The 17,472-nt window shown below is 65.4% G+C and carries 32 protein-coding genes and 1 tRNA gene; 26 read left to right on the forward strand and 7 right to left on the reverse strand.

Features of this window, described 5'->3' with window-relative positions; genetic code table 11:
• Window positions 1–425 precede the first annotated feature (425 nt).
• Window positions 426–806, reverse strand: coding sequence for a hypothetical protein (locus RI444_RS10940; RefSeq protein WP_316963700.1), 381 nt, complete (start codon window positions 804–806; stop codon window positions 426–428).
• Between the two features lie 571 nt (window positions 807–1,377).
• On the opposite strand from RI444_RS10940, the gene RI444_RS10945 reads away from it, so the two are divergent.
• Window positions 1,378–1,569 (forward strand): DUF4113 domain-containing protein, encoded by a 192-nt coding sequence (locus RI444_RS10945; RefSeq protein ID WP_316963701.1) that lies wholly within the window; start codon window positions 1,378–1,380, stop codon window positions 1,567–1,569.
• A gap of 70 nt (window positions 1,570–1,639) precedes the next feature.
• Here the strand turns inward: RI444_RS10945 and RI444_RS10950 are convergent, their stop codons facing one another.
• Together RI444_RS10950 and RI444_RS10955 are read right to left on the reverse strand one after the other, a co-directional pair.
• Window positions 1,640–1,957, reverse strand: a complete 318-nt coding sequence (locus tag RI444_RS10950) for a hypothetical protein (protein ID WP_316963702.1) — start codon at window positions 1,955–1,957, stop codon at window positions 1,640–1,642.
• An 83-nt stretch (window positions 1,958–2,040) separates the two neighbouring features.
• The gene (locus tag RI444_RS10955; protein ID WP_316963703.1) at window positions 2,041–2,511 is read right to left on the reverse strand and encodes a hypothetical protein; all 471 of its coding nucleotides are present in this window, start codon (window positions 2,509–2,511) and stop codon (window positions 2,041–2,043) included.
• 139 nt (window positions 2,512–2,650) lie between these two features.
• Between RI444_RS10955 and RI444_RS10960 the strand changes: the two genes are divergently transcribed.
• The 3 genes from RI444_RS10960 (at window position 2,651) to RI444_RS10970 (ending at window position 4,281) form a co-directional block, all read left to right on the forward strand.
• Window positions 2,651–2,806: a hypothetical protein gene (locus RI444_RS10960; RefSeq protein WP_316963704.1), complete on the forward strand. Its 156-nt coding sequence runs from the start codon at window positions 2,651–2,653 to the stop codon at window positions 2,804–2,806.
• A 430-nt stretch (window positions 2,807–3,236) separates the two neighbouring features.
• Window positions 3,237–3,737 carry a hypothetical protein gene (locus tag RI444_RS10965; protein WP_316963705.1) on the forward strand — a complete coding sequence of 167 codons (501 nt, stop codon included), beginning with the start codon at window positions 3,237–3,239 and terminating at the stop codon, window positions 3,735–3,737.
• Window positions 3,738–3,843: 106 nt separating this feature from the next.
• Complete coding sequence (locus RI444_RS10970; protein WP_316963706.1) at window positions 3,844–4,281, forward strand: hypothetical protein; 438 nt, start codon at window positions 3,844–3,846, stop codon at window positions 4,279–4,281.
• A 56-nt stretch (window positions 4,282–4,337) separates the two neighbouring features.
• Here RI444_RS10970 and RI444_RS10975 read toward each other — a convergent pair whose 3' ends face one another.
• The gene (locus tag RI444_RS10975; protein ID WP_316963707.1) at window positions 4,338–5,162 is read right to left on the reverse strand and encodes a hypothetical protein; all 825 of its coding nucleotides are present in this window, start codon (window positions 5,160–5,162) and stop codon (window positions 4,338–4,340) included.
• Window positions 5,163–5,487: 325 nt separating this feature from the next.
• Between RI444_RS10975 and RI444_RS10980 the strand changes: the two genes are divergently transcribed.
• The 17 genes from RI444_RS10980 (at window position 5,488) to RI444_RS11060 (ending at window position 12,976) form a co-directional block, all read left to right on the forward strand.
• Window positions 5,488–6,138 (forward strand): homing endonuclease associated repeat-containing protein, encoded by a 651-nt coding sequence (locus RI444_RS10980; RefSeq protein ID WP_316963708.1) that lies wholly within the window; start codon window positions 5,488–5,490, stop codon window positions 6,136–6,138.
• A 73-nt stretch (window positions 6,139–6,211) separates the two neighbouring features.
• A complete protein-coding gene (locus tag RI444_RS10985; protein ID WP_316963709.1) occupies window positions 6,212–6,523 on the forward strand; it encodes a hypothetical protein in 312 nt (103 codons plus the stop codon).
• Window positions 6,524–6,609: 86 nt separating this feature from the next.
• Window positions 6,610–6,897: a hypothetical protein gene (locus RI444_RS10990; RefSeq protein WP_316963710.1), complete on the forward strand. Its 288-nt coding sequence runs from the start codon at window positions 6,610–6,612 to the stop codon at window positions 6,895–6,897.
• 201 nt (window positions 6,898–7,098) lie between these two features.
• The gene (locus RI444_RS10995) at window positions 7,099–7,419 is read left to right on the forward strand and encodes a hypothetical protein (RefSeq protein ID WP_316963711.1); all 321 of its coding nucleotides are present in this window, start codon (window positions 7,099–7,101) and stop codon (window positions 7,417–7,419) included.
• Window positions 7,419–7,658 (forward strand): hypothetical protein, encoded by a 240-nt coding sequence (locus tag RI444_RS11000; RefSeq protein ID WP_316963712.1) that lies wholly within the window; start codon window positions 7,419–7,421, stop codon window positions 7,656–7,658. The genes RI444_RS10995 and RI444_RS11000 overlap by 1 nt, the downstream gene beginning before the upstream one ends.
• 19 nt (window positions 7,659–7,677) lie before the next feature.
• Window positions 7,678–7,941: a hypothetical protein gene (locus tag RI444_RS11005; protein ID WP_316963713.1), complete on the forward strand. Its 264-nt coding sequence runs from the start codon at window positions 7,678–7,680 to the stop codon at window positions 7,939–7,941.
• 242 nt (window positions 7,942–8,183) lie between these two features.
• A complete protein-coding gene (locus RI444_RS11010; protein ID WP_021473537.1) occupies window positions 8,184–8,675 on the forward strand; it encodes a single-stranded DNA-binding protein in 492 nt (163 codons plus the stop codon).
• 175 nt (window positions 8,676–8,850) lie between these two features.
• Window positions 8,851–9,114, forward strand: a complete 264-nt coding sequence (locus RI444_RS11015; protein WP_133830782.1) for a hypothetical protein — start codon at window positions 8,851–8,853, stop codon at window positions 9,112–9,114.
• Window positions 9,111–9,341, forward strand: a complete 231-nt coding sequence (locus RI444_RS11020; RefSeq protein ID WP_316963714.1) for a hypothetical protein — start codon at window positions 9,111–9,113, stop codon at window positions 9,339–9,341. The genes RI444_RS11015 and RI444_RS11020 overlap by 4 nt, the downstream gene beginning before the upstream one ends.
• Before the next feature lie 219 nt (window positions 9,342–9,560).
• Window positions 9,561–9,698, forward strand: a complete 138-nt coding sequence (locus RI444_RS11025) for a hypothetical protein (protein WP_316963715.1) — start codon at window positions 9,561–9,563, stop codon at window positions 9,696–9,698.
• A gap of 27 nt (window positions 9,699–9,725) precedes the next feature.
• Window positions 9,726–10,139, forward strand: coding sequence for a hypothetical protein (locus tag RI444_RS11030; protein ID WP_316963716.1), 414 nt, complete (start codon window positions 9,726–9,728; stop codon window positions 10,137–10,139).
• A 65-nt stretch (window positions 10,140–10,204) separates the two neighbouring features.
• Window positions 10,205–10,350, forward strand: a tRNA-OTHER gene (locus RI444_RS11035).
• 62 nt (window positions 10,351–10,412) lie between these two features.
• Entirely contained in the window at window positions 10,413–10,721 is a 309-nt protein-coding gene (locus RI444_RS11040; RefSeq protein WP_316963717.1) for a hypothetical protein, read from the forward strand.
• 17 nt (window positions 10,722–10,738) lie between these two features.
• Window positions 10,739–11,041 carry a hypothetical protein gene (locus RI444_RS11045; RefSeq protein ID WP_316963718.1) on the forward strand — a complete coding sequence of 101 codons (303 nt, stop codon included), beginning with the start codon at window positions 10,739–10,741 and terminating at the stop codon, window positions 11,039–11,041.
• Window positions 11,042–11,206: 165 nt separating this feature from the next.
• Entirely contained in the window at window positions 11,207–11,854 is a 648-nt protein-coding gene (locus tag RI444_RS11050; RefSeq protein WP_316963719.1) for a thermonuclease family protein, read from the forward strand.
• A gap of 37 nt (window positions 11,855–11,891) precedes the next feature.
• Window positions 11,892–12,230, forward strand: a complete 339-nt coding sequence (locus RI444_RS11055) for a hypothetical protein (RefSeq protein ID WP_316963720.1) — start codon at window positions 11,892–11,894, stop codon at window positions 12,228–12,230.
• 152 nt (window positions 12,231–12,382) lie between these two features.
• Entirely contained in the window at window positions 12,383–12,976 is a 594-nt protein-coding gene (locus RI444_RS11060; RefSeq protein WP_316963721.1) for a hypothetical protein, read from the forward strand.
• Window positions 12,977–13,040: 64 nt separating this feature from the next.
• Here RI444_RS11060 and RI444_RS11065 read toward each other — a convergent pair whose 3' ends face one another.
• Entirely contained in the window at window positions 13,041–13,262 is a 222-nt protein-coding gene (locus RI444_RS11065) for a hypothetical protein (protein ID WP_314191994.1), read from the reverse strand.
• 252 nt (window positions 13,263–13,514) lie between these two features.
• On the opposite strand from RI444_RS11065, the gene RI444_RS11070 reads away from it, so the two are divergent.
• The 5 genes from RI444_RS11070 (at window position 13,515) to RI444_RS11090 (ending at window position 15,695) form a co-directional block, all read left to right on the forward strand.
• Window positions 13,515–13,751 (forward strand): hypothetical protein, encoded by a 237-nt coding sequence (locus RI444_RS11070; RefSeq protein ID WP_316963722.1) that lies wholly within the window; start codon window positions 13,515–13,517, stop codon window positions 13,749–13,751.
• Window positions 13,752–13,818: 67 nt separating this feature from the next.
• Window positions 13,819–14,148, forward strand: a complete 330-nt coding sequence (locus RI444_RS11075) for a hypothetical protein (protein ID WP_316963723.1) — start codon at window positions 13,819–13,821, stop codon at window positions 14,146–14,148.
• Between the two features lie 5 nt (window positions 14,149–14,153).
• Window positions 14,154–14,534, forward strand: coding sequence for a hypothetical protein (locus tag RI444_RS11080; RefSeq protein ID WP_316963724.1), 381 nt, complete (start codon window positions 14,154–14,156; stop codon window positions 14,532–14,534).
• 36 nt (window positions 14,535–14,570) lie between these two features.
• Complete coding sequence (locus tag RI444_RS11085) at window positions 14,571–14,825, forward strand: hypothetical protein (RefSeq protein ID WP_316963725.1); 255 nt, start codon at window positions 14,571–14,573, stop codon at window positions 14,823–14,825.
• Window positions 14,826–14,972: 147 nt separating this feature from the next.
• Entirely contained in the window at window positions 14,973–15,695 is a 723-nt protein-coding gene (locus tag RI444_RS11090; RefSeq protein WP_316963726.1) for an HD domain-containing protein, read from the forward strand.
• A 105-nt stretch (window positions 15,696–15,800) separates the two neighbouring features.
• On the opposite strand, the gene RI444_RS11095 is transcribed toward RI444_RS11090, so the two are convergent.
• Both RI444_RS11095 and RI444_RS11100 read right to left on the reverse strand, forming a co-directional pair.
• On the reverse strand, window positions 15,801–16,043 hold the full coding sequence (locus tag RI444_RS11095) for a hypothetical protein (protein ID WP_316963727.1): 243 nt from the start codon (window positions 16,041–16,043) through the stop codon (window positions 15,801–15,803).
• Window positions 16,044–16,129: 86 nt separating this feature from the next.
• The gene (locus RI444_RS11100) at window positions 16,130–17,443 is read right to left on the reverse strand and encodes a hypothetical protein (protein ID WP_056387588.1); all 1,314 of its coding nucleotides are present in this window, start codon (window positions 17,441–17,443) and stop codon (window positions 16,130–16,132) included.
• Window positions 17,444–17,472: the final 29 nt, after the last annotated feature.

Genomic DNA, 17,472 nt, shown 5'->3' on the forward strand with positions numbered 1-17,472 from the left:
CTTCGACGAACGGGCCGCTGAGAAGCTCGCCCGCTGCTCCGGAAGGTGCTTTCGAACACTCGGTGTCCCCGACTATTGCAGACGAGGCAGTACGTGCGCCCTTCCCTCGACTCCGTGCTGGCATCAACGCCGTCGTACAGGCAAGTGATAACGTGTTGGAGCGGTCTCCTGCACTCTACTCCCCCTCGACATATCGGCAGTAAGACCTACGAGCTGCGCGACCTCGAAGTGTTCGAATTCTCATTCGTCGCGGTCGGAGCCAACAGGACGACGTCCGTCGTCGCCGTGAAGGCACCCGCTGGAGGCACAGCACGCCTGACGCGTGCTCGGGCGAAGCTCGCGCAGCTCAGGCTGTAGCCGACCCCGGCAACCTACATCGCCCGCCACGCGTCGCGTGTGACGGGCGATGTGGGTTGCCCCCCGGATCATCCGCCCGATGTAAGGCGCGCCATCTCGAAGCGGAAAGCGTCATCGATCGGCTGCCCCGACATCGCGCTTTTCAGCCTGGCCTGCTGAAAGGCGTCAATATGCAAGCCGTGGATCGCGGGAATGTATTCTGCCCCGTGGGCACTACCGCCAGCTGCTTCGGCAGCGCGAGATATGGCGTTGTTCATGGTGACGTTCGCCGCAACATGAAAGGCGAATCCGACGACCACGAAAAGAACGAGTCCGATGACAATCGCTGCGACTGCGCTCGCGACAAAGCCATAAATGGTGATCGCGATCCCTACCCCGCCAACAATGACGGACATCGCGCGGTAGGCCTTGCGTCGGGATAGTCCGTCAGCGAGCGGCGTGTGAGACATAAGTACCTCCTGAAGAATGGGACTGCTGACGGTTTAGTTGACAGCTGGGGTTGATAATTTCCTATGCGGCTGAGGCCGCATTTTTTATTGTCTCAAACTTGATGGGGTCAGGCGTCCGAGGGCGCGCTGACGGCGTTTTCGGATCTCCCAGCAGCCAGTCCCTTTATCGCAAACTCTCCATCACAACTTCCTTGGTGCCTCCCTGGCACGAAGTCCGATCCTCGGCGAAATACACATTCGATGGGCATCGAACCAGTCAAGCTCGATTCGGCTCTGTGTAAGAGAGCGGGGTAAGGATCCCAATCCGAAGAGGCCGCCCCTGTGGGACGAGTTCAACCCTCGGGGTGGGTGCACAAAACAACGCAGCTCAGTCGAATCCCATCGACTGAGCTGCGTTATCGCGCTGCTAAAGCGACATCAAATCGGGAATTCCACCCGCTTGGGCGGGATTTGTAGGGCGGATGTCGAACTTTCGGCGAAGCGAATCTGGTCGGAGATGAGAGGCCGAATTAGGACGCCACCCTAAAGGCTAGAGCGCAAACCTAAATTCCACGGCGTTCAGTTCCTACCTGTGTTCCAATCCGAATTCGAAGATCGGGGAGTAGGGAAGGTACTTGACGAAATCACGAGAAAGCTCGGCGCGCAGGCAGTGGGTGTGGGCCTGGGTGGCATGAAGACCCCGCCGGCGTGGGAGATGAAGCGCGCCATGCTCTCGAAGCGCTGCACGACCCACTGGGACGAGCTGCCGGTCGCTGTGGCATAGCGAGGTAAGGGAAGCGCAGGACCTCAACAGCACCCGCGCCGGCAGCAAACTCGAGCAGCCACCTGCCACATTAAAGCGCGGCTTCGAGTTCCTCCCAGGAATACCCGAACATGTAATCCTCATCCTTACCGTGTGAGGCCCAGATCTGAGCTGCATCGTAAACACTCAGCGCCTCGCTGTCGCCATCGTCATCGTCATCGTCATCAAGACCGTAGCGGCACTCAAGGCAGTACGTCTCGGAGTAAACAAACTTTTTCACCAGGGGCGTCCCACAGTTGGGACACGGGGGCGTTTCACCCTTATAGGCATCGATCTCGTCCCAGCTTTTTTCCTTTTTCGCAAGGAAATCAAAGAAGCCCAAATGTCCTACCGTCCCGATACGTTCCACCGAAGCGGTCTTTTGGTACGAGATCAACCGCTGACGACAAGCACATCCGCTATTCTCGTCACGGCCAGTATCCCATACGCCTGTTAGGCACTGCCTCCACGGGAGTACGGCGAGACCTGGACGATCCTTGTTTCTGTGCGGCCCGGACCGTAGTGCTGCAGGCGCGGATGGCCACTGACACTATGCTCGGTCGGAGACTTTCTGATGGCTTCATCACCGATGCCTTCGAAAGCCGTCTCCGTAAACTCAGGGACTTTCTCCAAGAGCGCGGTGCTGACCTGCTTGAATGCTTCGGGCGACCTCAGCGCCAACAACGTGACCGCGCCAGCAGCCGCAAGAGCGCCAACGGCGACACCTGTCTTGAAAGCCGGATGCTCCTTGATCCGCTGCCAGCGGGTCGGGCCCTGGCTCATATCCTGCTCGCAGGCTCCGGCGGCCTCAGGGCGCACTTCAATGGGCTCAGACTGGACTGACTTGTCCTTGGGCTGCTGAAGACGTGATGGATTGAGCGGCTGCGCCCGATCGAACGGGCTTTCTTGATCATGACCGGGCACTCAGGCAGTCTATCCTTTACCGGCAATCCCAGTCTCACTCCGGTCTTAGGCAGGCTACTCACTGCGCATGCTGTTACTTGAGAACTTTCTCTTCTCCAACGGACAGAGGACGGCCGGGCAGGGCTCTATGCTCAGAGCTATGGAGGTTGAATTGACCATTGAAGATGCCCAGGGCGAAATGATGCGCGTCAGCGCGACGGGCCCCGACTATGGCACCACCCTGGCCGCGGCGAAGGCCAAAATCCCGGAAGGATCCCGGATGATCATCATTCGCGTTCCGGACCGTGAGGGGTAACCGTTTCAGTATGCTCCTCCGCCCGGATACCCTGCTGAATTCACCTGGCCCCTTCCCAGCAAGGTCCTGGTCCGGCCTGAAGCAAGCAGTCCGGCATCAGGAAGCACCAACCATACAACCAAGACAGCGCCCGCTAAGGTTGGTCATTGCCAGGTCTGGCCACACCAGCAACGGCTCTCTTCGTGTTCCTGGATGACCAGGACCCGTTCCTCGCCGAGCAGAATGATGTCTTCGTAGCTGAGCATGCCTCCAGTGCAGCATCGGTTGCCGACTGCCGGTAGGGGAGTCCTGGCGTATGTGGAAAACCGCAGGGACGATCAAGCTCGTTCCGGTATGCCCAGCCGCCTCGATCCGGTGCCCTTCAACCTCCGTCCGAACCGGGCCTATCATGAGGGAGGGGACACCTATTGGCCGCTTGTCGGGACAGGTCATGGCACCACACAACGCGAATAGGCGGGACAACCGCATCCCTGGAATTGCAACATTGCGCCCCGGGCACCGCATCAGGGAAATACGCCAGGACCTCCATGACCGACACCCTGCCCGGGCCCGCTACCAGGTCATTGCTGCTCATCATCCGTTAGCCGGCGGGGCAGCTCTTGCGCCCCCGGCCTCGGATGAATATCAGATCCGTCTCTACACGCGGTCCCGCAGCGGAGACGTAAGGGTGCGACTCGGCGCGGTCAGGGAGGCCATAGCAACCTCGCCATATGTCTGGGAGGACCTTGCCGACGATGGCGTGCGGGAATGGGTTGAGCCTTCGATCGAGGACGACGCACTGTTGGCGGCTGCACTGGTGTCTCTGGGAACTTTGAGCGCCGAGGAACGCCCATATTTGGGGAAGTTTGTGGTCGAGCAGATCTACGAGATGCTGACGAGCGCGGAAGCGGCTTACTGGCACCGGGCCGTATCAGGCCGCCGCCGGCACTGACCGATATACCCTGGTTCCGAGATCCTCAGCTCTCAGAGCGGACCAAACGACGTTTTTGAACCCATGAAGCATGGGCCTCTCGGCTGAACTCTGCAAGAATCACGCCATGGTCGACCGCACTGCGTCCGATGAGCACTACGTGCTTGACCTGTGCGATGGCGTCCTCGGCATGAGCAGCTGTCGCCAAGCGACGTTCGATTGGCTCCGCGGCGACCCGTCCCCTTTGCGACCCCTCGGCACCAAGCTACCCGTGGACGGCTTTTGGTCCGATCTCAAGCTCGTCGTCGAGTTCCAGGAGGAGCAGCATTCGAAGCCGTCGCCGTTCTTCGATCGGCGGCAGACCGTCTCTGGTGTCGGTCGCGGCGAGCAACGTCGCCTCTACGACGAACGCAAGCGCCTTCTTATCCCCAAACATGGATTGAAGCTCATTGTGATCGAGAAGTCCGCGTTCGTCGTCAAGTCGAAGCGGATCCTGCGCGACCCGACGAGGGATATTGCCGTGGTGCGCGCGCACCTCGGCAAGGCGCAGCCAAAACGGCTCTAGTGCCGACGTATCAGACGCTAATCAGCGGCAGGACGAAAACCCGCGATGGATGCGCCTCAGACCTTTGCGCTGGCCGTGCAGTCCACGAGTGCCGAGGTAAAGTCCTTCGACTTCCAGATCAACGTGTCCTCGTCCTTTGGCAGGAAGTCCGAGATCGATCCGACCCCTATGGATGCGCCGCCGGCGAGGAAGCGCAACGTCTCCTGCGAGAACCGCGCCTGGAAGACGACGCCCGCCAGGCACTCGCCCGAGGCGGCGTAGGTCTTCTTCTGATCCTCGTTCAGCGCGTATGAGGAGAACATCGAGACGAGTCCCGCGGTCAGCTGCGAGGAGGCGTTGATGCTCGTGCCCTGCGGCACCGGGAACTTCGGCGTGAGATCCGGCTGCCGGGCCTGGGGGAGCTCCTGTCCCTGCTTCGGCGGCGCGTAGGCCTGATCCTTGCTGGCCGTGGCACCCGGAGCCGTGGTCGGCGGGATCACTGCGTCGACGCAGGCGTCGAACTTGTCGCGCAGCTCGGGGGAGAGCATGATCGCCGCGTCCATCGCACTGACCTCGCGCAGGCCATTGGCCACCGCGGCGATGTCGTCGCTGCCCTTGCCCACGATATAGGCCTGCGCGGCATCCGAAAGCTTCTTGTCCTGAACGGCGCGGACCAGGCACGCGCCGCCGTCGGTGCTCTTGGCCCCGGTGCCCTGGAACACGAGCCTGTCCAGCGCCTTACCCAGGTCCCCGCTGGTCACCTTCGCCGCGCTGGTGCTCGGGCTCGACGACGGCTCTGCCGTCTCTGAGCCGCCGGAGCATCCGGCGAGCAGGCTGCCCAGCACCGCCAGTGCGGCGGCGGACAAAGCCGCCTTCCTCGTCATCGGGGTCTTCATTGCCATGGCCTCTCCTGTCGGGTCGGTGTCTGCGCCGGATGGCACAGAGCCCGCATCCGACTGGTCTTCCAGTACATCTTATCCGATAGGTCAATCGAATGGTCTATTGGATAATGCGCGAAGAGCGACACAAAAGACGGCTGACAGAAGGTCTGCGCCAGGCCCTGGCGATGCCTGGTATCGCCAGGGGGCAGCTGGGCTGGGAGGGATCAACGGAGTTGATCCGGACGGGTGCTCGACGCGTCCCGAACGCGTCACCCGGTCCCTGGGTGGGCCGGAGCGGGACGGCATGCCGTGCCCGGACGACGCCGACCTGAAAGAGGGACTGTCAATGACCCGGACGACTGTGCCGACAGGCCTGATGCCGCGCTGCCAGATCGCGGACCCGCAGGTGCAGGAGCACCTGCTGTGCCAGCACTACGAGAGCGGAGGCGTGCAGTGCGAGAACCCGGAACCGCACACAGACGATCACTGGATCTCGGAGCACACAATTTCCCACGCGCTGGCCGGAAACGGCTACGCCTGCACGGCATTCGACCCCGCAGAGCCGGCCCGAGCCTTCCAAGGGCCTGTCCAGACCTACACCGAACAGCAGATGGTCGACGCGCTCCTGCGCTGCGCCGCGGACCGGGACAGCCTCCCGCGCAACGACTACATCCGCCGCAGACACGACGACGAACCATCCGCGCCGCTGCTGGAGCGCCGGTTCGGCTCCTGGAATGCAGCCCTGGAGAGAGCGGGCCTGAACACCACCGAGCAGCCGCTGCACTTCCAGGGCGCGACCACGAAGTGGACCGAGGAGATGATCCTCGACGCCCTGCGCGAGTGCTGGATCAAGACCGGCTCCATCGCCGTGCTTGCCTACGAGGCCTGGCGCACCGGCGGCACCGACGGCATCTGCCGGACCCATGTCCCGCCGGCGGCCACCATCCGGTTCCGGATGGGCAGCTGGTCGCGGGCCACGCAGCTCGCCGTGGGCTGAGCCGGCGGCCCTTGCGCGGGTGGCTGCCATCCCGCTCATCCCACTGACCGCACACAGACCGAAGGACTCCATCATGACGATCGCCCGCCCCCTCCATGACGTCATCGACGACGCACCGCCGTCGGACGCCATCGCACAGCAGATCCAACTGCAGGCCGCCGCTGCGCTCCTGCCCGAACAGGAGTGGTGCGGCGGCTGCACCCCCGGGGACGATCCGGTGCCCGACGTCGAGGGCGGCATCCCTGGCATGCCGCAGGACGTCGTCCTGCGCATGACGGAGACGCTGCCGCTGCCCGCGGACTGGAAGGCCGCCTGGGGCCCGGCCCCGCTCTACGACATCGCGTACCTCGCCTGTGGGCACACCCTTGCCCGCCGGGCCTCCTGACCCGGGGCAGGGATACAGCGACGCAGCGCAGCTGCGCCGGGGGACTCATCGACTGAACCATCGACCAGTGAAGGAGCGTCCCGCTCATGCCCATGACACCACTGCAGAGCTGGGCCCTCATCGTGCTCCTCGCCGTCTTTGTGCTCGGGCTGATCTGGCTCTACGCCGAGGCCGAGGCTGCGCTCCGGCGCAGACATAAAGACAAGGCGGCAGCACAGCAGCCGCAGGCCGAGGAGGCGGACAGCTCACTCGTTCCCATTCCTGTACCCACCGCCCGCCCGACCCTTCGTCTCATCCAGGGGCAGGGCCAGGGCCCTGCGAGGTCCCGTCGCGGTCCCGCCGAGGTCTACGACTGGGCCCGCCGGGGACTCTGACCAGACCCCTTCCGGCCCCTGGCCTCCTGCGGGGCTGGGTCAAGACTTCATGCGGCCCACCGCCGCACCACGAACAGCCCCAGGGCCGTCGCGAGAAGCGCCGGGCACATCGTCCCTGCCGCAGCCCGGCAACGAAGCCACGGCGGCCCGGGGTCAACAACCATTCATCTGCCCGTGCAGGCATCCAAAGCGAGAAGAACCATGGACCAGACCATCGCACCGCCCGTCATCAAGCACAGCGTTGCCGTCGACTTCGGCGTCATCGAGCTCACGGGGACCCTGCGCCACGCCGACGCCCAGCGCAGCCTCGTACTCCTGACCGACGAGGCCCCCGAGCGCATCTCGGTGAACCTCGAGGCATATGGCCTCGTAGCCAGCCCGGGGCGAGTGTTCATCAAGGACTGGTCGGAACACGCTGGACTGGCCGAGCGCCTGCAGGAGGCGGGGCTCGTGCGCATCATGCGCTCCGTGACCGTCAGCCCGTTCGCCTCTACCGCCCACGAAGTCGAGGTGACGCTCTGATGGCCGCGGACACCCATGCGCTGAGCATCCTGAAGCTGAGCACCGGCCACCTCGAGAAGATCGAACAGCTCCAGGGACGGATGCTCGCCCCCGGTGAGGAGCAGCTGGAGGTCGCGCGCCGCCAGCTCGAGGCCCAGGACACGCAGAACGTCCTGGCCTGGCTGCAGCTGCAGCAGGCCCAAGGACAAGCACCCGACCCGACGCTCGTGGACCTGGTCCGCCGACGGCTGCGGGTCTGAAGCAGACAGGAGGAACACGATGGACAACGTCATCGAGAGCGCCGGTGTCGTCATCGCCACTCTGGCCTTCATGATCTGCGTTGCGTGGATGGGCTGGTCGATGTTCCGGCGGCGGTTCCCGAAGCGGGACGTGCGGGTCGCGTATTTGGAGGAGGACTACCGGCGGGCCTGCACGAGTGGCGACGTCGCCGCGGCCGACCAGATCGAAGCTGAGCTCTGGGATCTCCGGGCAGCACCGGGCTGGCCGGGGACCGGGAGGACCGGGTTCGATCAGCACAGCTGATGCGGGACCGGTAATGCAGGACAGGGCAAGGCCATCTGGGATCAACGCAGTTGATCCGGAAGGAGCACTGAGGAGCGCTCGATCAGCACAGCTGATCCGAGTCTTCATTCGAAAGATCATCGTCTGATCAGCACAGCTGATCCGGATGGGGGTCTGAGAGACAACCGAACACTTCAACTCACCATCGCGCGCGGAGCAGGGACACTGCCCGCGCGTTTCGTGCACAACGAGGAGAAACACTCATGTCGAACCCCCGCAACTCCGCCACCGTCATCGGCCGCCTGACCAAGGACCCGGTCGTCTTCAACAACCAGGACGGCTCCAAGAAGGTCGCGTTCACCCTGATGGCCGACCACAACTACACCGACAGCCAGGGCAACCGCGGCGCTGACGCTGTGCCGGTCGAGGCTTTCGTGCGCGCGACCACCAACGGCATCGGCCCGTTCGCGAGCATCCACAAGGGTGACCTCGTGGCCGTGAACCTCAAGCTGCGCCAGGACCGCTACACCAAGAACGGCGTCGAGGTCTTCGAGCTCAAGGCAGTCGTCGAGGACATCACGTTCCTCGAGCCCCGCTCGGTGACCCAGGCCCGCGTGAACGAGCGCGTCGCTGCCGCCGAGGCGCAGAACCAGGCCCTGCAGACCCAGCCGGCTCCGGCTCCCGTCGCAGCCGCTGCCGCACCGCAGCCGGCCGTCGCCAGCGCCGTCCACAGCGAGGAGCTGCCCTTCTCCTGAGAAGCGCGGACCGCACCCAGCACAACCCACAACTGAATAACAACCGAATAGGCGGGTCACGCACGCCGACAGTCCCCGTCCGAGGAGCCTCGCGCTGCTCGGACGGGGATCTGCTTTCGCTGGCCGCCGCCCTGCCCTGCCCCCAACGTCATCAGCCAAGAGAAGGAGTTCCGCCATGCAGATCGTCGCCGACGCGACCGTCGAGGCCACCGATCACGACCAGGCCCTGCACGCAGGGCTCACCGCCGTCGTCGGCTCGGTGATCACCGACCACCCCGGACCGGATGTCGAGGCCATGGTCGACGACGTCGTCACTGCCGTCATCCAGAAGCTGCGCCTTCACGCCAGCCAGGTCTTCGTCGCCGATCACGGTGGTACCCGCCCCGTGGAGCGCTTCCGCACCGTCACCGGGCGGATGGACCTGGAGGACCCGGAATGAGCCTGGTCCAGCAGCTCGAGCCCGCCGCCGAGGTCCATCGGGCTGCCGGGCTTCCCGCGGCGGCGCGGATCCTCGCCGAGGCATATCCCCAGATCGTCGACTTCGACCCCAGTGGGATGACGATCGAAGAAGTGCACTACTTCCTCGGTGAGTCGGCTGCCGTCGCCTTCATCCAGTTCCTGGTCCTCACCAAGCAGTGCAAGGTCGCCGTCGGGATCCGGCGCTGAGAGCTTCCGTACAGAGCGGTTCGATCCCTCCGTGGCTCCGGCCCCACCAGCGCCCCGCGCGCCCTGCCCTGCCCTCCCGGCAGCAGCGGCGTGGCGGGGCGCTGTCTTTTCGTTCAGGTTTCGTTCCTGGCCGGGCGTGGAGGGGATCGGCACAGCCGATCCGGATCTGACGACGAAGGACAACGTCCCCGTCCTGCCACACTTCACTGGAGGTCCTCCATGTCTGGTCTCAGCTGCCCCAACGATGGCGCGCCGATGGAGTCCGACGCCCCCGCCACGGCCCGCGAACGGGCCGGCCGGAGCGGTTGCGCCTGCACCCACACCTGCCCGGAGTGCGGCTACTCCGAGATCCGCTAATCACCGCCCATCGACCGAGGAGGGGCCATGTCGACCTCCGTGCAGCACCGTCATCACCGCAACCACGACCACACCCTCACCGGCTTCCTGTCCGCCGTCGCAGCGGTCTGCCAGGAGCTGAACGCCGCCGACGACGCCGACGAGCTCGAGCGCCACGTCGGCTGGGTCTCGCACTCGTGCGAGCCGGACTACCAGGTGCTCGTCGAGCTGATCGGCCCCGCGCCGGGCCTCGCCCTGCAGCTGGTCATCGACCTGGACATCGACTCGACGGTCGCCTCCGCGCAGATCGTCGGCACGGCCGATGACGAGTCGTTCACGACGGACGTCGAGGTCGGAGTCCGGTTCCTGTCCCATCTCGTCGAGCACCACCTCGCGCCAGCGGCCAGGCCGTGCGACGGCTGCACGGCTCCGGACTCCCTGCGGGCACCGACCCGGAAGTGAGTAGCGAACGGCTCCTCGTCCCTTTCCTCACAACCCTCGCCGGCTCCTTCCCGGAACCGGCCCACGGCGCTCTAGCTCAGCGGCAGAGCACTCGGCGTTCTGACTGCCCGCGGTTCGATTCCGCATCACTCCCTGGTCGGGCAGACCCAGGCAACAGGCCCGTTGCAGGGCGACGCACGAGAGGTCACGGGTTCGATCCCAGTGAGCGCCACAGACCCAGGGTCGTACAGGCCCGCGCGATCCATCAGCTGCACCAGCCAGGAGGGCACTGCCATGACCGACACCATCACCCCCGCCTTCCTCGACATCGTCAAAGACGGCGGTCCTGCGGTCCAGGAGGCTCTGTTGCGCTCGACCGAGCGCCACCGCATCCTCGGCGGCAAGAGCGCCCGGATGCTGCGCCGGGGCGACCGGGTCGCGCTGCGCGACCTGAACCCCGATCTGGATGGCGGCACAGCCGTCGTCGAGCAGGTGCGGCCCTCGGTGGGCAGCACTGTCCACGTCCTCACCGTCGGCGGTGAGGCCCATCTCGTCCGCGGCTCGCGCCTCGTGCTCGTCGCCCGCGGACCTGAACAACCCTGACCAGCAAGGAAACCGCCATGTACACCGGACCCATCAGCAACGGCATGCTGCTCGGCATGACGCACAAGGGACGCAGCGCATTGATCCGCGAGCTCAGCCCGGACGTGCGCCGCAAGCTCGCACACATCGCCTCGCTCGGTGCCGAACAGGAGACCAGGAAAGCCGCAGAGCACTTAGACGCTGGCCGGCGTGTCTGGGCCGGTACCAGGCTCGACCACGCCCAGTCACTGAGCCGGCTCGCTGCTGAGCTCACGGGCGAGCCCGACGGCGTCTTCATCGTCGAACCCATCGACTCCGGATCCGTCGCGGCAGGCAACTGATCTCTCTCACTGGACCCCTGGCACCGAGCGCATCGCTCAGGGCCGGGGGTCCTGTCTTTCTCTTTCCGGAACAGCCAGCACAGCTGGCTCGGGCGTGCCCGTGGAGAAACACGCCTGCCACCCCGGCCAGAGCGCCCGACGACCACTCCAGCAAGGAACCCCACCATGAAGCGCACCCCCTCCGGATCTGTCATCGGCGGCCTCATCGCCGCCGTGCTCTGTATCGTCACGCTGACCGGCTGCGAGGACCTGCCGAAGGCCCCCGGCGTCCCGGGTACGCCGTCCACCAGCACTGCGGCAGCCCAGGACCCGGGACAGGTGTCCTCTGGCAAACCGGCGAGCGTGGAGACCAAAGTCATCCGTGTCATCGACGGCGACACCGTCGCCGTGCTGCCGGTGGCCGGCCTGCTCGAGGCGACCGACAAGCATATCGGGATCCCCGAGCACACAGTCAGGCTCATGGGCATCGACGCGCCCGAAATGAACTATCACAAGGATGCCGAGCCCGAGTGCGGCGCTAGGGCCGCCACTGATCATCTTGGCGGCATCCTGCCGCAGGGCATGCCAGTGACCATCGAGTTCGACCCCGGGGCAGACAGAACTGACCGTTATGGCCGTTCTCTCGCCTACGTCATCACACCGGCCCACAACGACGCCGCGCGACAGCAGGTCACTGACGGCTACGCCATGCCCTGGTTCCCCAAGGGCGAGCCGGAGCCCCAGCGGATCCCCGAGTACCGCACGGCGGCTGACAACGCCGTGGCACTGCATGCCGGTGCGCACTCACAGTGCTCCTCCATCGGCCGCGGCTGAGCTGCTGCACTTACAGACTACGAACCAGGAGAACCACATGCCCATCCCTACAGCACCCTCTGAGCTGGACGAGCTCCAGGTTGGCGACAAGGTCCTCGTCAAGAGAGTCCTCGACCACCCCGCCTGGATGAAGCAGGTCCCGTGCGATCCCCGCAATGGCTCCGCCACGAAGTACGTCCGCGACCCGCAAGTCGTGGAGGAGCTGGGGGTGAGCAGCGTGATGGACCGCCGGGCGGTGCCCGCGATCGCAGCCGCCGGCAACTGGCCGGGACGCGAGGCACACACACTGGTCCGCCTGCCCAGCGGCTTCTGGTACGACTGCGCCACCGGCCTGCAGGACGGGTCCGGATCCACGCGCATCGAACGCATGCACTGAGCCTGAACAGAGCCCGGCACAGGGGGAGCCCCTGTGCCGGGCTCGTGTTTTTCCTTGCGCTCCTGATGGCGGCTCTTCAGATCGGCACAGCCGATCCGGATCTGACCCCGAAGGACGCTTCGCGCTCCTTCCCGACCAGAAGGAGCAGCAGGATGAGTAACGACGACCACAAGTGCAGCCTGGCCCAGCTGGAGCAGGCGCTCGAGGTGCTCGACAGCAAGCTGAAGCACCTGGGACTGAACGCCCCGGTGCAGATCCGTGCGATCGGCGGCTTCGCGCTCATGAAGTACGGCATCCGTGCTGCGGACCGGGCGTTCACCGTCGACATCGACTCTGTCACCCCTGACTTCGCCCCGGCGGTCCTGGCAGCGATTCACGAGGTCGCCGAAGAGCTGAACCTGGAGCGCGACTGGATCAACAACGACAACGTGATGGATGGCGACGAGGCTGAGCTGGTCGCGTCGATGTACCAGGCACGCTGGATCGCGGACGACACAGCGTACGAGTGCATCGAGATGCACCTGGCCAGTGTTCCCACACTGACCCGGGCGAAGATCATCGCAGCTGACACTGCCGAGTTCTCCGGCCGTGCACAGGACCTGCCCGATCTCCTGGAATTGCTCCGATTCCAGGGCATCACCACTGCTGCCCGGTTCGATGCTGCTTACCCGGATCCCTACGACGAGTACCCCGCCGCCCGCGAGGCCGTGCATGCGTACTTCGCTGCAGACAGGACGTTCGCCTGAAGAAGACCCCACCGTCAGGAGCGCGTGCTCCGGCGGTGGGGTCTCTTTTTTCTGTGTCCGTGGTTTACTGCTGGCCGGAATCTTCGGAGTTACCTCCGTCGTCGATGTCCTTCATCCGCTGTTCCAGCCGGGTTGCGTGGGCCTCTTTGACTTTCCGGTAAACCTTGACGCCACCTGCAATGACCAGACCTGCAGCCGCCAAGACCCCCGCGGCGATCAGGTCCTCTGTACGGGCATCCTGCTTGCCTGCGTGGTAGCCCTTGCCATAGACCGCGCTTCCCGCCACGAATCTCTCCCTTTGTTGAATTTTGAACTCCGCCGAAAGCCTATCCCAGGGTGCGTGGAGGGGTTGTGCCGATGCTGCGGATCACCTGCACTGTGCCGGCGCGGGGTTGGAACCTTCTTGTTGTTCTTCTACATCTTCGATTCTCAGGTGCAGCCGGTGGAGGTGACAGCGGAGCTGTCACGGAGGAGTCATCGACGAAGGACGGCCTGCAGTGCAGCGCCGCGCCACCATCGGATTCCGAGGAGAACCGCCATGAGCACCATCGCAGTACCCGTACAGGACGCGCTGCCGTTCGACTTCGGCTCTGATGTGCTGGTCGTCAGCGCGCCCGTTTACGACGAGCAGGCCCGCCAAGCCGACCGCGAGCTGTGCCAGCGCTACTTCACCGGATGGTGCGGCACGGCGTTCACGGCGGACGGCACCGCAGAACACAGCGGGACTACTTTCGCGGACTTCCAGGCGGCCTCCCGCCGTCTGGCTGAGAGCTGAGGAACCAGCGCAGCTGATCCAGGTCCGGCATCGAACAAACGACTTCATCAAACAGGAGGGGATCACCGTGTCCACTGCCATCACTTCCGAGCCCGACCTCGACGCTGAAGCGCAACGCGTTGCCGCCGTCCACCGGCTCGCCACAAGCAAGGCCTTCCATCCGGAGCTGCGGCGCGCCGAGGCTCAGGCCCGGGTCCAGCTCGCGGCCGCCATCATGGCAATGGACGAGGTCGAGGACCGCATCGCCGCCGGCGAGAAGATCCACTCACTCTACGAGCAAGCCGCCGTTGAACGCGCCAAGGACGCCTACGCCCAAGCACTGGCTGATCTCGTCCGCGGCGAATCCAGCGTTGAGGCTGACCCGTCGACTTCCCAGCCCATGAACCAGGAGCACTGATCACCGTGTCCTTTCTAGAGAAAATCGGATTCATCGAGACCGCCGAGCAGGAGGCCCAGCGCCTCGCGCAGTCGCCCGAAGGCTCGGCCAACCACGAACTGTCCAAGCTGCCGGTCACCATCGAGCAGTGGCCTCAAGACCTGCTCATTGAGCTGCCCTGGCACGCCACCGAGCGCGGTTCCGGCCACCGCGTCGTCGTGGTGCCCATCGAATACCGCGGTGAGGCCCGCACCGAAGGCGAGGAAGAACCCCGCCCTCGCAAGCGCCACGCCGGTTGGTGGAACTGCGCGGTCGTCGCCAGCGACCACCCCAGCTACCCGGTCGGCGGCTACCGGCTGAGCATCCCCGCTGCCGAGCTCGCCCGCGGCAAGCGGATCGAGCTCTGAGAGAACACACCCCACGACGAAGGACCGTGAACCACCATGCCTGACACGGTGCAGACCACCGGCCGGCGCGAGCGGATCCTCCGGAATGTCGGCAGGACGCTCCTCGTCACGGGAATCGTGCTGAACGTCCTCGCCCTGCTGCCCGCGATCGCAGCCAGCGCCTGGACCGGCCACTGGACGGCGAGCGTGGTGCTCGTGGTCCTGTCCGGTGCAGTCTGGGCTGCTGGCTGGCGCGGCCTGAAGGCCCGGGCTGCGCGGCTGCGCAGCCGGAACAGTGCCCGGTCCAACTGACCAGGTTGTCACTCCACAGAGCCCCGGCTCCTGCGCTCCGGCGCGGGGGACGGGGCTCGCTCTTTGCAGCTCAGACGGATCAGCGCTGCGGGGCAGCGCCTGGTGTTTTCCAACAGCAAGAGAACCATCCCGAACAAAGGAAGAGCCATGACCACCCTGCCCACCACGCGCATCCCGCTCAAGCAGATGGACTCCGCACTGCTCGTGTTCGAACTCGAGCGGGAGATCCAACGCCTGATGCCCGGCACCGCGAACACGGAACTTGTCACCGGCGCAGCTGCGACGGCCTCTTTCCTGCACCGCGATCAGACCCGCTTCGTCAGGGGAGACCTGCCGCGTGTGCCGTACATCGAGCATCCGCTGCGCGTGGCACTGCGGCTCCTGCGCTGGGGTGTCACCGACGCTGAGCTCATTGCCGCGGCGCTGCTGCACGACGTCATCGAGGACTGCAGCGAAGGACTGCTTGCGGCGTTCGGCCTGGCTGGAGAGGACCCCCTGGACTGCCTGACGCGGCTGTACGGCCGTCGCGTCGCACTGCTGGTCGCAGCGGTGACCAATCCCGGCGGGAGCACCTCCTACGAGGAGCACCTCGCTGTGCTGGCCAGCTCCGGCTCCCGGGCGCTGCTCATCAAGGCCAGCGACCTGAAGGACAACGCCGGTTCCATCCGCCACCAGCTTGGCCACGGCCAGGACTCGCGCATGTACCGAATGCTCTTCAAGTACATGCCTGCCGTCGAGATCGTCGCAAAGGGCCTGCGCAGCTCGCTTTGCTGCCCTGCGACCCAGCAGTGCACCATGGCCGCCATCGCCGCGATGGAAGATCTCAGCCACGATCTCGCAGCCCTGTCGACCGAGCATGGCATTGACTGACCATCCTGTTGACCTGGATCACCAGCACAGCAGAGACCTCCCCGGCGGCAGCACCAGCTGCCGCCGGGGAGGTCTCTTTTTCGCCCGCGCTGTACCTGCCGGGCGCTACGGCATGTTGTCCATCGGCAGCAATGAGATGCCGATGAGATCCACGGCTCCGGTGAGCACTCCGCCGAGCAGGAACATCAGCCCGGAAACCACCATCACGAGCACGGCGAAGACCACAGGTCGGTCCTCGTAGAGATGCTGGAGCCGTGCGACGATACCCGAAGGCTTCTCACGGGTCTCGCTCGGGTCCTTCTGGGGTCCGTCGTTGGTCTCGTCGTTGGGCTCGTCGTGGTCAGTCATGGTGCTGATGCCTCCTCGGGTCTGTTGCTGGTCTGTTGCTGGCCGGTCCGCAGTCCTCGCGGGACCTAGCTACGGGTGCACGATCGTCACGCCGCCGCCTTGCTGCGCTTGCCCTCGGGCTTCTGGACCTCGACGGCCTTCGCCGCCAGGTACAGGCCCTCGCGGTTCAGGTGGCGCGAGTACGCGGCGTCGAGGTAGAGCACCGGGATGCCGCCGGCGGCCTTCTGCAGGACAGGGCGCAGGATCTCCTTGATCGGGCCCGAACCGCCGCCGTAGACGTACACCACCTCGGTGGTGCCGCCGACCTCGGCGAGGACGTCCTCGAAGCGTGCGCCGATCTCCTCGGCCAGGTACTCGGCCTCCTCGTCGACGTAGCCCTTGGCGCGGTCAAACCTGCCCTGGAGGAATACGCTGGGCTCCTGCTGCAGGAAGTCGGCCAGCGCCTTGCGGTTCTTGAACCGCAGGTCCTTGTCTCCGCTGGTGCTCATGCGGTCCAGCGCGTTCGTCAGCGCGGTGCCGTAGCCCTGGTCCAGCGTGCTGGCCGCTTCGGAGTTGAACGCGCCGTCGGTGAAGACGGGGAAGTTCACGGTGCCCTCGCCGACGTCGACGCCGACGGTGTTGCGCACACCGACCAGCAGCTCGGCGGTGACACCCTGCAGGCGCGCGGCCTCCTCGGGGTCCGAGGCCCGAAGATCGTCCAGCAGAGCCTGCGCCAGCGGCGCGCCCTTGTCGGTGATCGCGAACTGCGCGGACGCGCCCTCGGGCAGGACCTGCACATCCTCGAACTGCAGGCGCACGGTGACCGGCGTGGAGAAGTTCTTCACGGTCACCAGGTGCACCGTGGGGTCAGCCGCGCCCAGGAGTCCCACGAACTGGGCAGCGTAGGCGCTGCGGCGCTGCACGTACTCGGCAATCGGCAGAGCCAGGCCTGCGCGCACCGTGGCGCGCAGCTCGCGGTCCGGCAGCGCGCCGTGCTCGCGGACATAGTCGCGCAGGGCCTTGGCGGCGAAGACGCCCAGGACGAGCACCGAGCTCAGTTCCTGGTCAGCCTTCGAGCGGGATCCGACGACCTCGAACTGCGTGAACTTCGACCCCGGGGTGCTCAGTGCCGCGCGGCCGAAGGTGCGCAGGTCCGAGTGCCCGATCAGGGGAGTGGTGAACGAGGCGGCGACGCGGTTGTAGAAGTCGTCCTCCACCACGATCTTGAAGGCATCCGAGTCAGCCTCGGGCACCTTGGGCGTGGAGCGCGAGGTGCTCACCACGGCCGAAGGAAGGTCGATCGTGTCGAAGACCTCCTTGCCGTGGACCTCGCCGCGGATGACGCCCTTGACGTATCCGTTGCCGACGTCGATGCCGCCGGTGAGCTGGATGGTCTTCTCGGCGGTGCGGGTGTTGCTCATGGTTGTGTCCCTCTCGGTCAGGAAGTCGG

This window comes from Paenarthrobacter sp. AT5 (genome assembly GCF_032764245.1).
Lineage (GTDB): Bacteria > Actinomycetota > Actinomycetes > Actinomycetales > Micrococcaceae > Arthrobacter > Arthrobacter ureafaciens.

Bases quoted from the DNA above. Each gene is read 5' to 3' on its own strand.
- RI444_RS11040 (WP_316963717.1), top strand. From the start codon at position 10,413: ATGACCGACACCATCACCCCCGCCTTCCTCGACATCGTCAAAGACGGC.
- RI444_RS11095 (WP_316963727.1), bottom strand. From the start codon at position 16,043: ATGACTGACCACGACGAGCCCAACGACGAGACCAACGACGGACCCCAG.
- RI444_RS10970 (WP_316963706.1), top strand. From the start codon at position 3,844: ATGGTCGACCGCACTGCGTCCGATGAGCACTACGTGCTTGACCTGTGC.
- RI444_RS11050 (WP_316963719.1), top strand. From the start codon at position 11,207: ATGAAGCGCACCCCCTCCGGATCTGTCATCGGCGGCCTCATCGCCGCC.
- RI444_RS11070 (WP_316963722.1), top strand. From the start codon at position 13,515: ATGAGCACCATCGCAGTACCCGTACAGGACGCGCTGCCGTTCGACTTC.
- RI444_RS10960 (WP_316963704.1), top strand. From the start codon at position 2,651: ATGGAGGTTGAATTGACCATTGAAGATGCCCAGGGCGAAATGATGCGC.
- RI444_RS10965 (WP_316963705.1), top strand. From the start codon at position 3,237: ATGGCACCACACAACGCGAATAGGCGGGACAACCGCATCCCTGGAATT.
- RI444_RS11055 (WP_316963720.1), top strand. From the start codon at position 11,892: ATGCCCATCCCTACAGCACCCTCTGAGCTGGACGAGCTCCAGGTTGGC.
- RI444_RS11000 (WP_316963712.1), top strand. From the start codon at position 7,419: ATGGCCGCGGACACCCATGCGCTGAGCATCCTGAAGCTGAGCACCGGC.
- RI444_RS11010 (WP_021473537.1), top strand. From the start codon at position 8,184: ATGTCGAACCCCCGCAACTCCGCCACCGTCATCGGCCGCCTGACCAAG.
- RI444_RS11025 (WP_316963715.1), top strand. From the start codon at position 9,561: ATGTCTGGTCTCAGCTGCCCCAACGATGGCGCGCCGATGGAGTCCGAC.
- RI444_RS11090 (WP_316963726.1), top strand. From the start codon at position 14,973: ATGACCACCCTGCCCACCACGCGCATCCCGCTCAAGCAGATGGACTCC.
- RI444_RS11005 (WP_316963713.1), top strand. From the start codon at position 7,678: ATGGACAACGTCATCGAGAGCGCCGGTGTCGTCATCGCCACTCTGGCC.
- RI444_RS11030 (WP_316963716.1), top strand. From the start codon at position 9,726: ATGTCGACCTCCGTGCAGCACCGTCATCACCGCAACCACGACCACACC.
- RI444_RS10995 (WP_316963711.1), top strand. From the start codon at position 7,099: ATGGACCAGACCATCGCACCGCCCGTCATCAAGCACAGCGTTGCCGTC.
- RI444_RS11060 (WP_316963721.1), top strand. From the start codon at position 12,383: ATGAGTAACGACGACCACAAGTGCAGCCTGGCCCAGCTGGAGCAGGCG.
- RI444_RS10980 (WP_316963708.1), top strand. From the start codon at position 5,488: ATGACCCGGACGACTGTGCCGACAGGCCTGATGCCGCGCTGCCAGATC.
- RI444_RS10990 (WP_316963710.1), top strand. From the start codon at position 6,610: ATGCCCATGACACCACTGCAGAGCTGGGCCCTCATCGTGCTCCTCGCC.
- RI444_RS10985 (WP_316963709.1), top strand. From the start codon at position 6,212: ATGACGATCGCCCGCCCCCTCCATGACGTCATCGACGACGCACCGCCG.
- RI444_RS10940 (WP_316963700.1), bottom strand. From the start codon at position 806: ATGTCTCACACGCCGCTCGCTGACGGACTATCCCGACGCAAGGCCTAC.
- RI444_RS11020 (WP_316963714.1), top strand. From the start codon at position 9,111: ATGAGCCTGGTCCAGCAGCTCGAGCCCGCCGCCGAGGTCCATCGGGCT.
- RI444_RS11015 (WP_133830782.1), top strand. From the start codon at position 8,851: ATGCAGATCGTCGCCGACGCGACCGTCGAGGCCACCGATCACGACCAG.
- RI444_RS11085 (WP_316963725.1), top strand. From the start codon at position 14,571: ATGCCTGACACGGTGCAGACCACCGGCCGGCGCGAGCGGATCCTCCGG.
- RI444_RS11100 (WP_056387588.1), bottom strand. From the start codon at position 17,443: ATGAGCAACACCCGCACCGCCGAGAAGACCATCCAGCTCACCGGCGGC.
- RI444_RS11045 (WP_316963718.1), top strand. From the start codon at position 10,739: ATGTACACCGGACCCATCAGCAACGGCATGCTGCTCGGCATGACGCAC.
- RI444_RS10975 (WP_316963707.1), bottom strand. From the start codon at position 5,162: ATGGCAATGAAGACCCCGATGACGAGGAAGGCGGCTTTGTCCGCCGCC.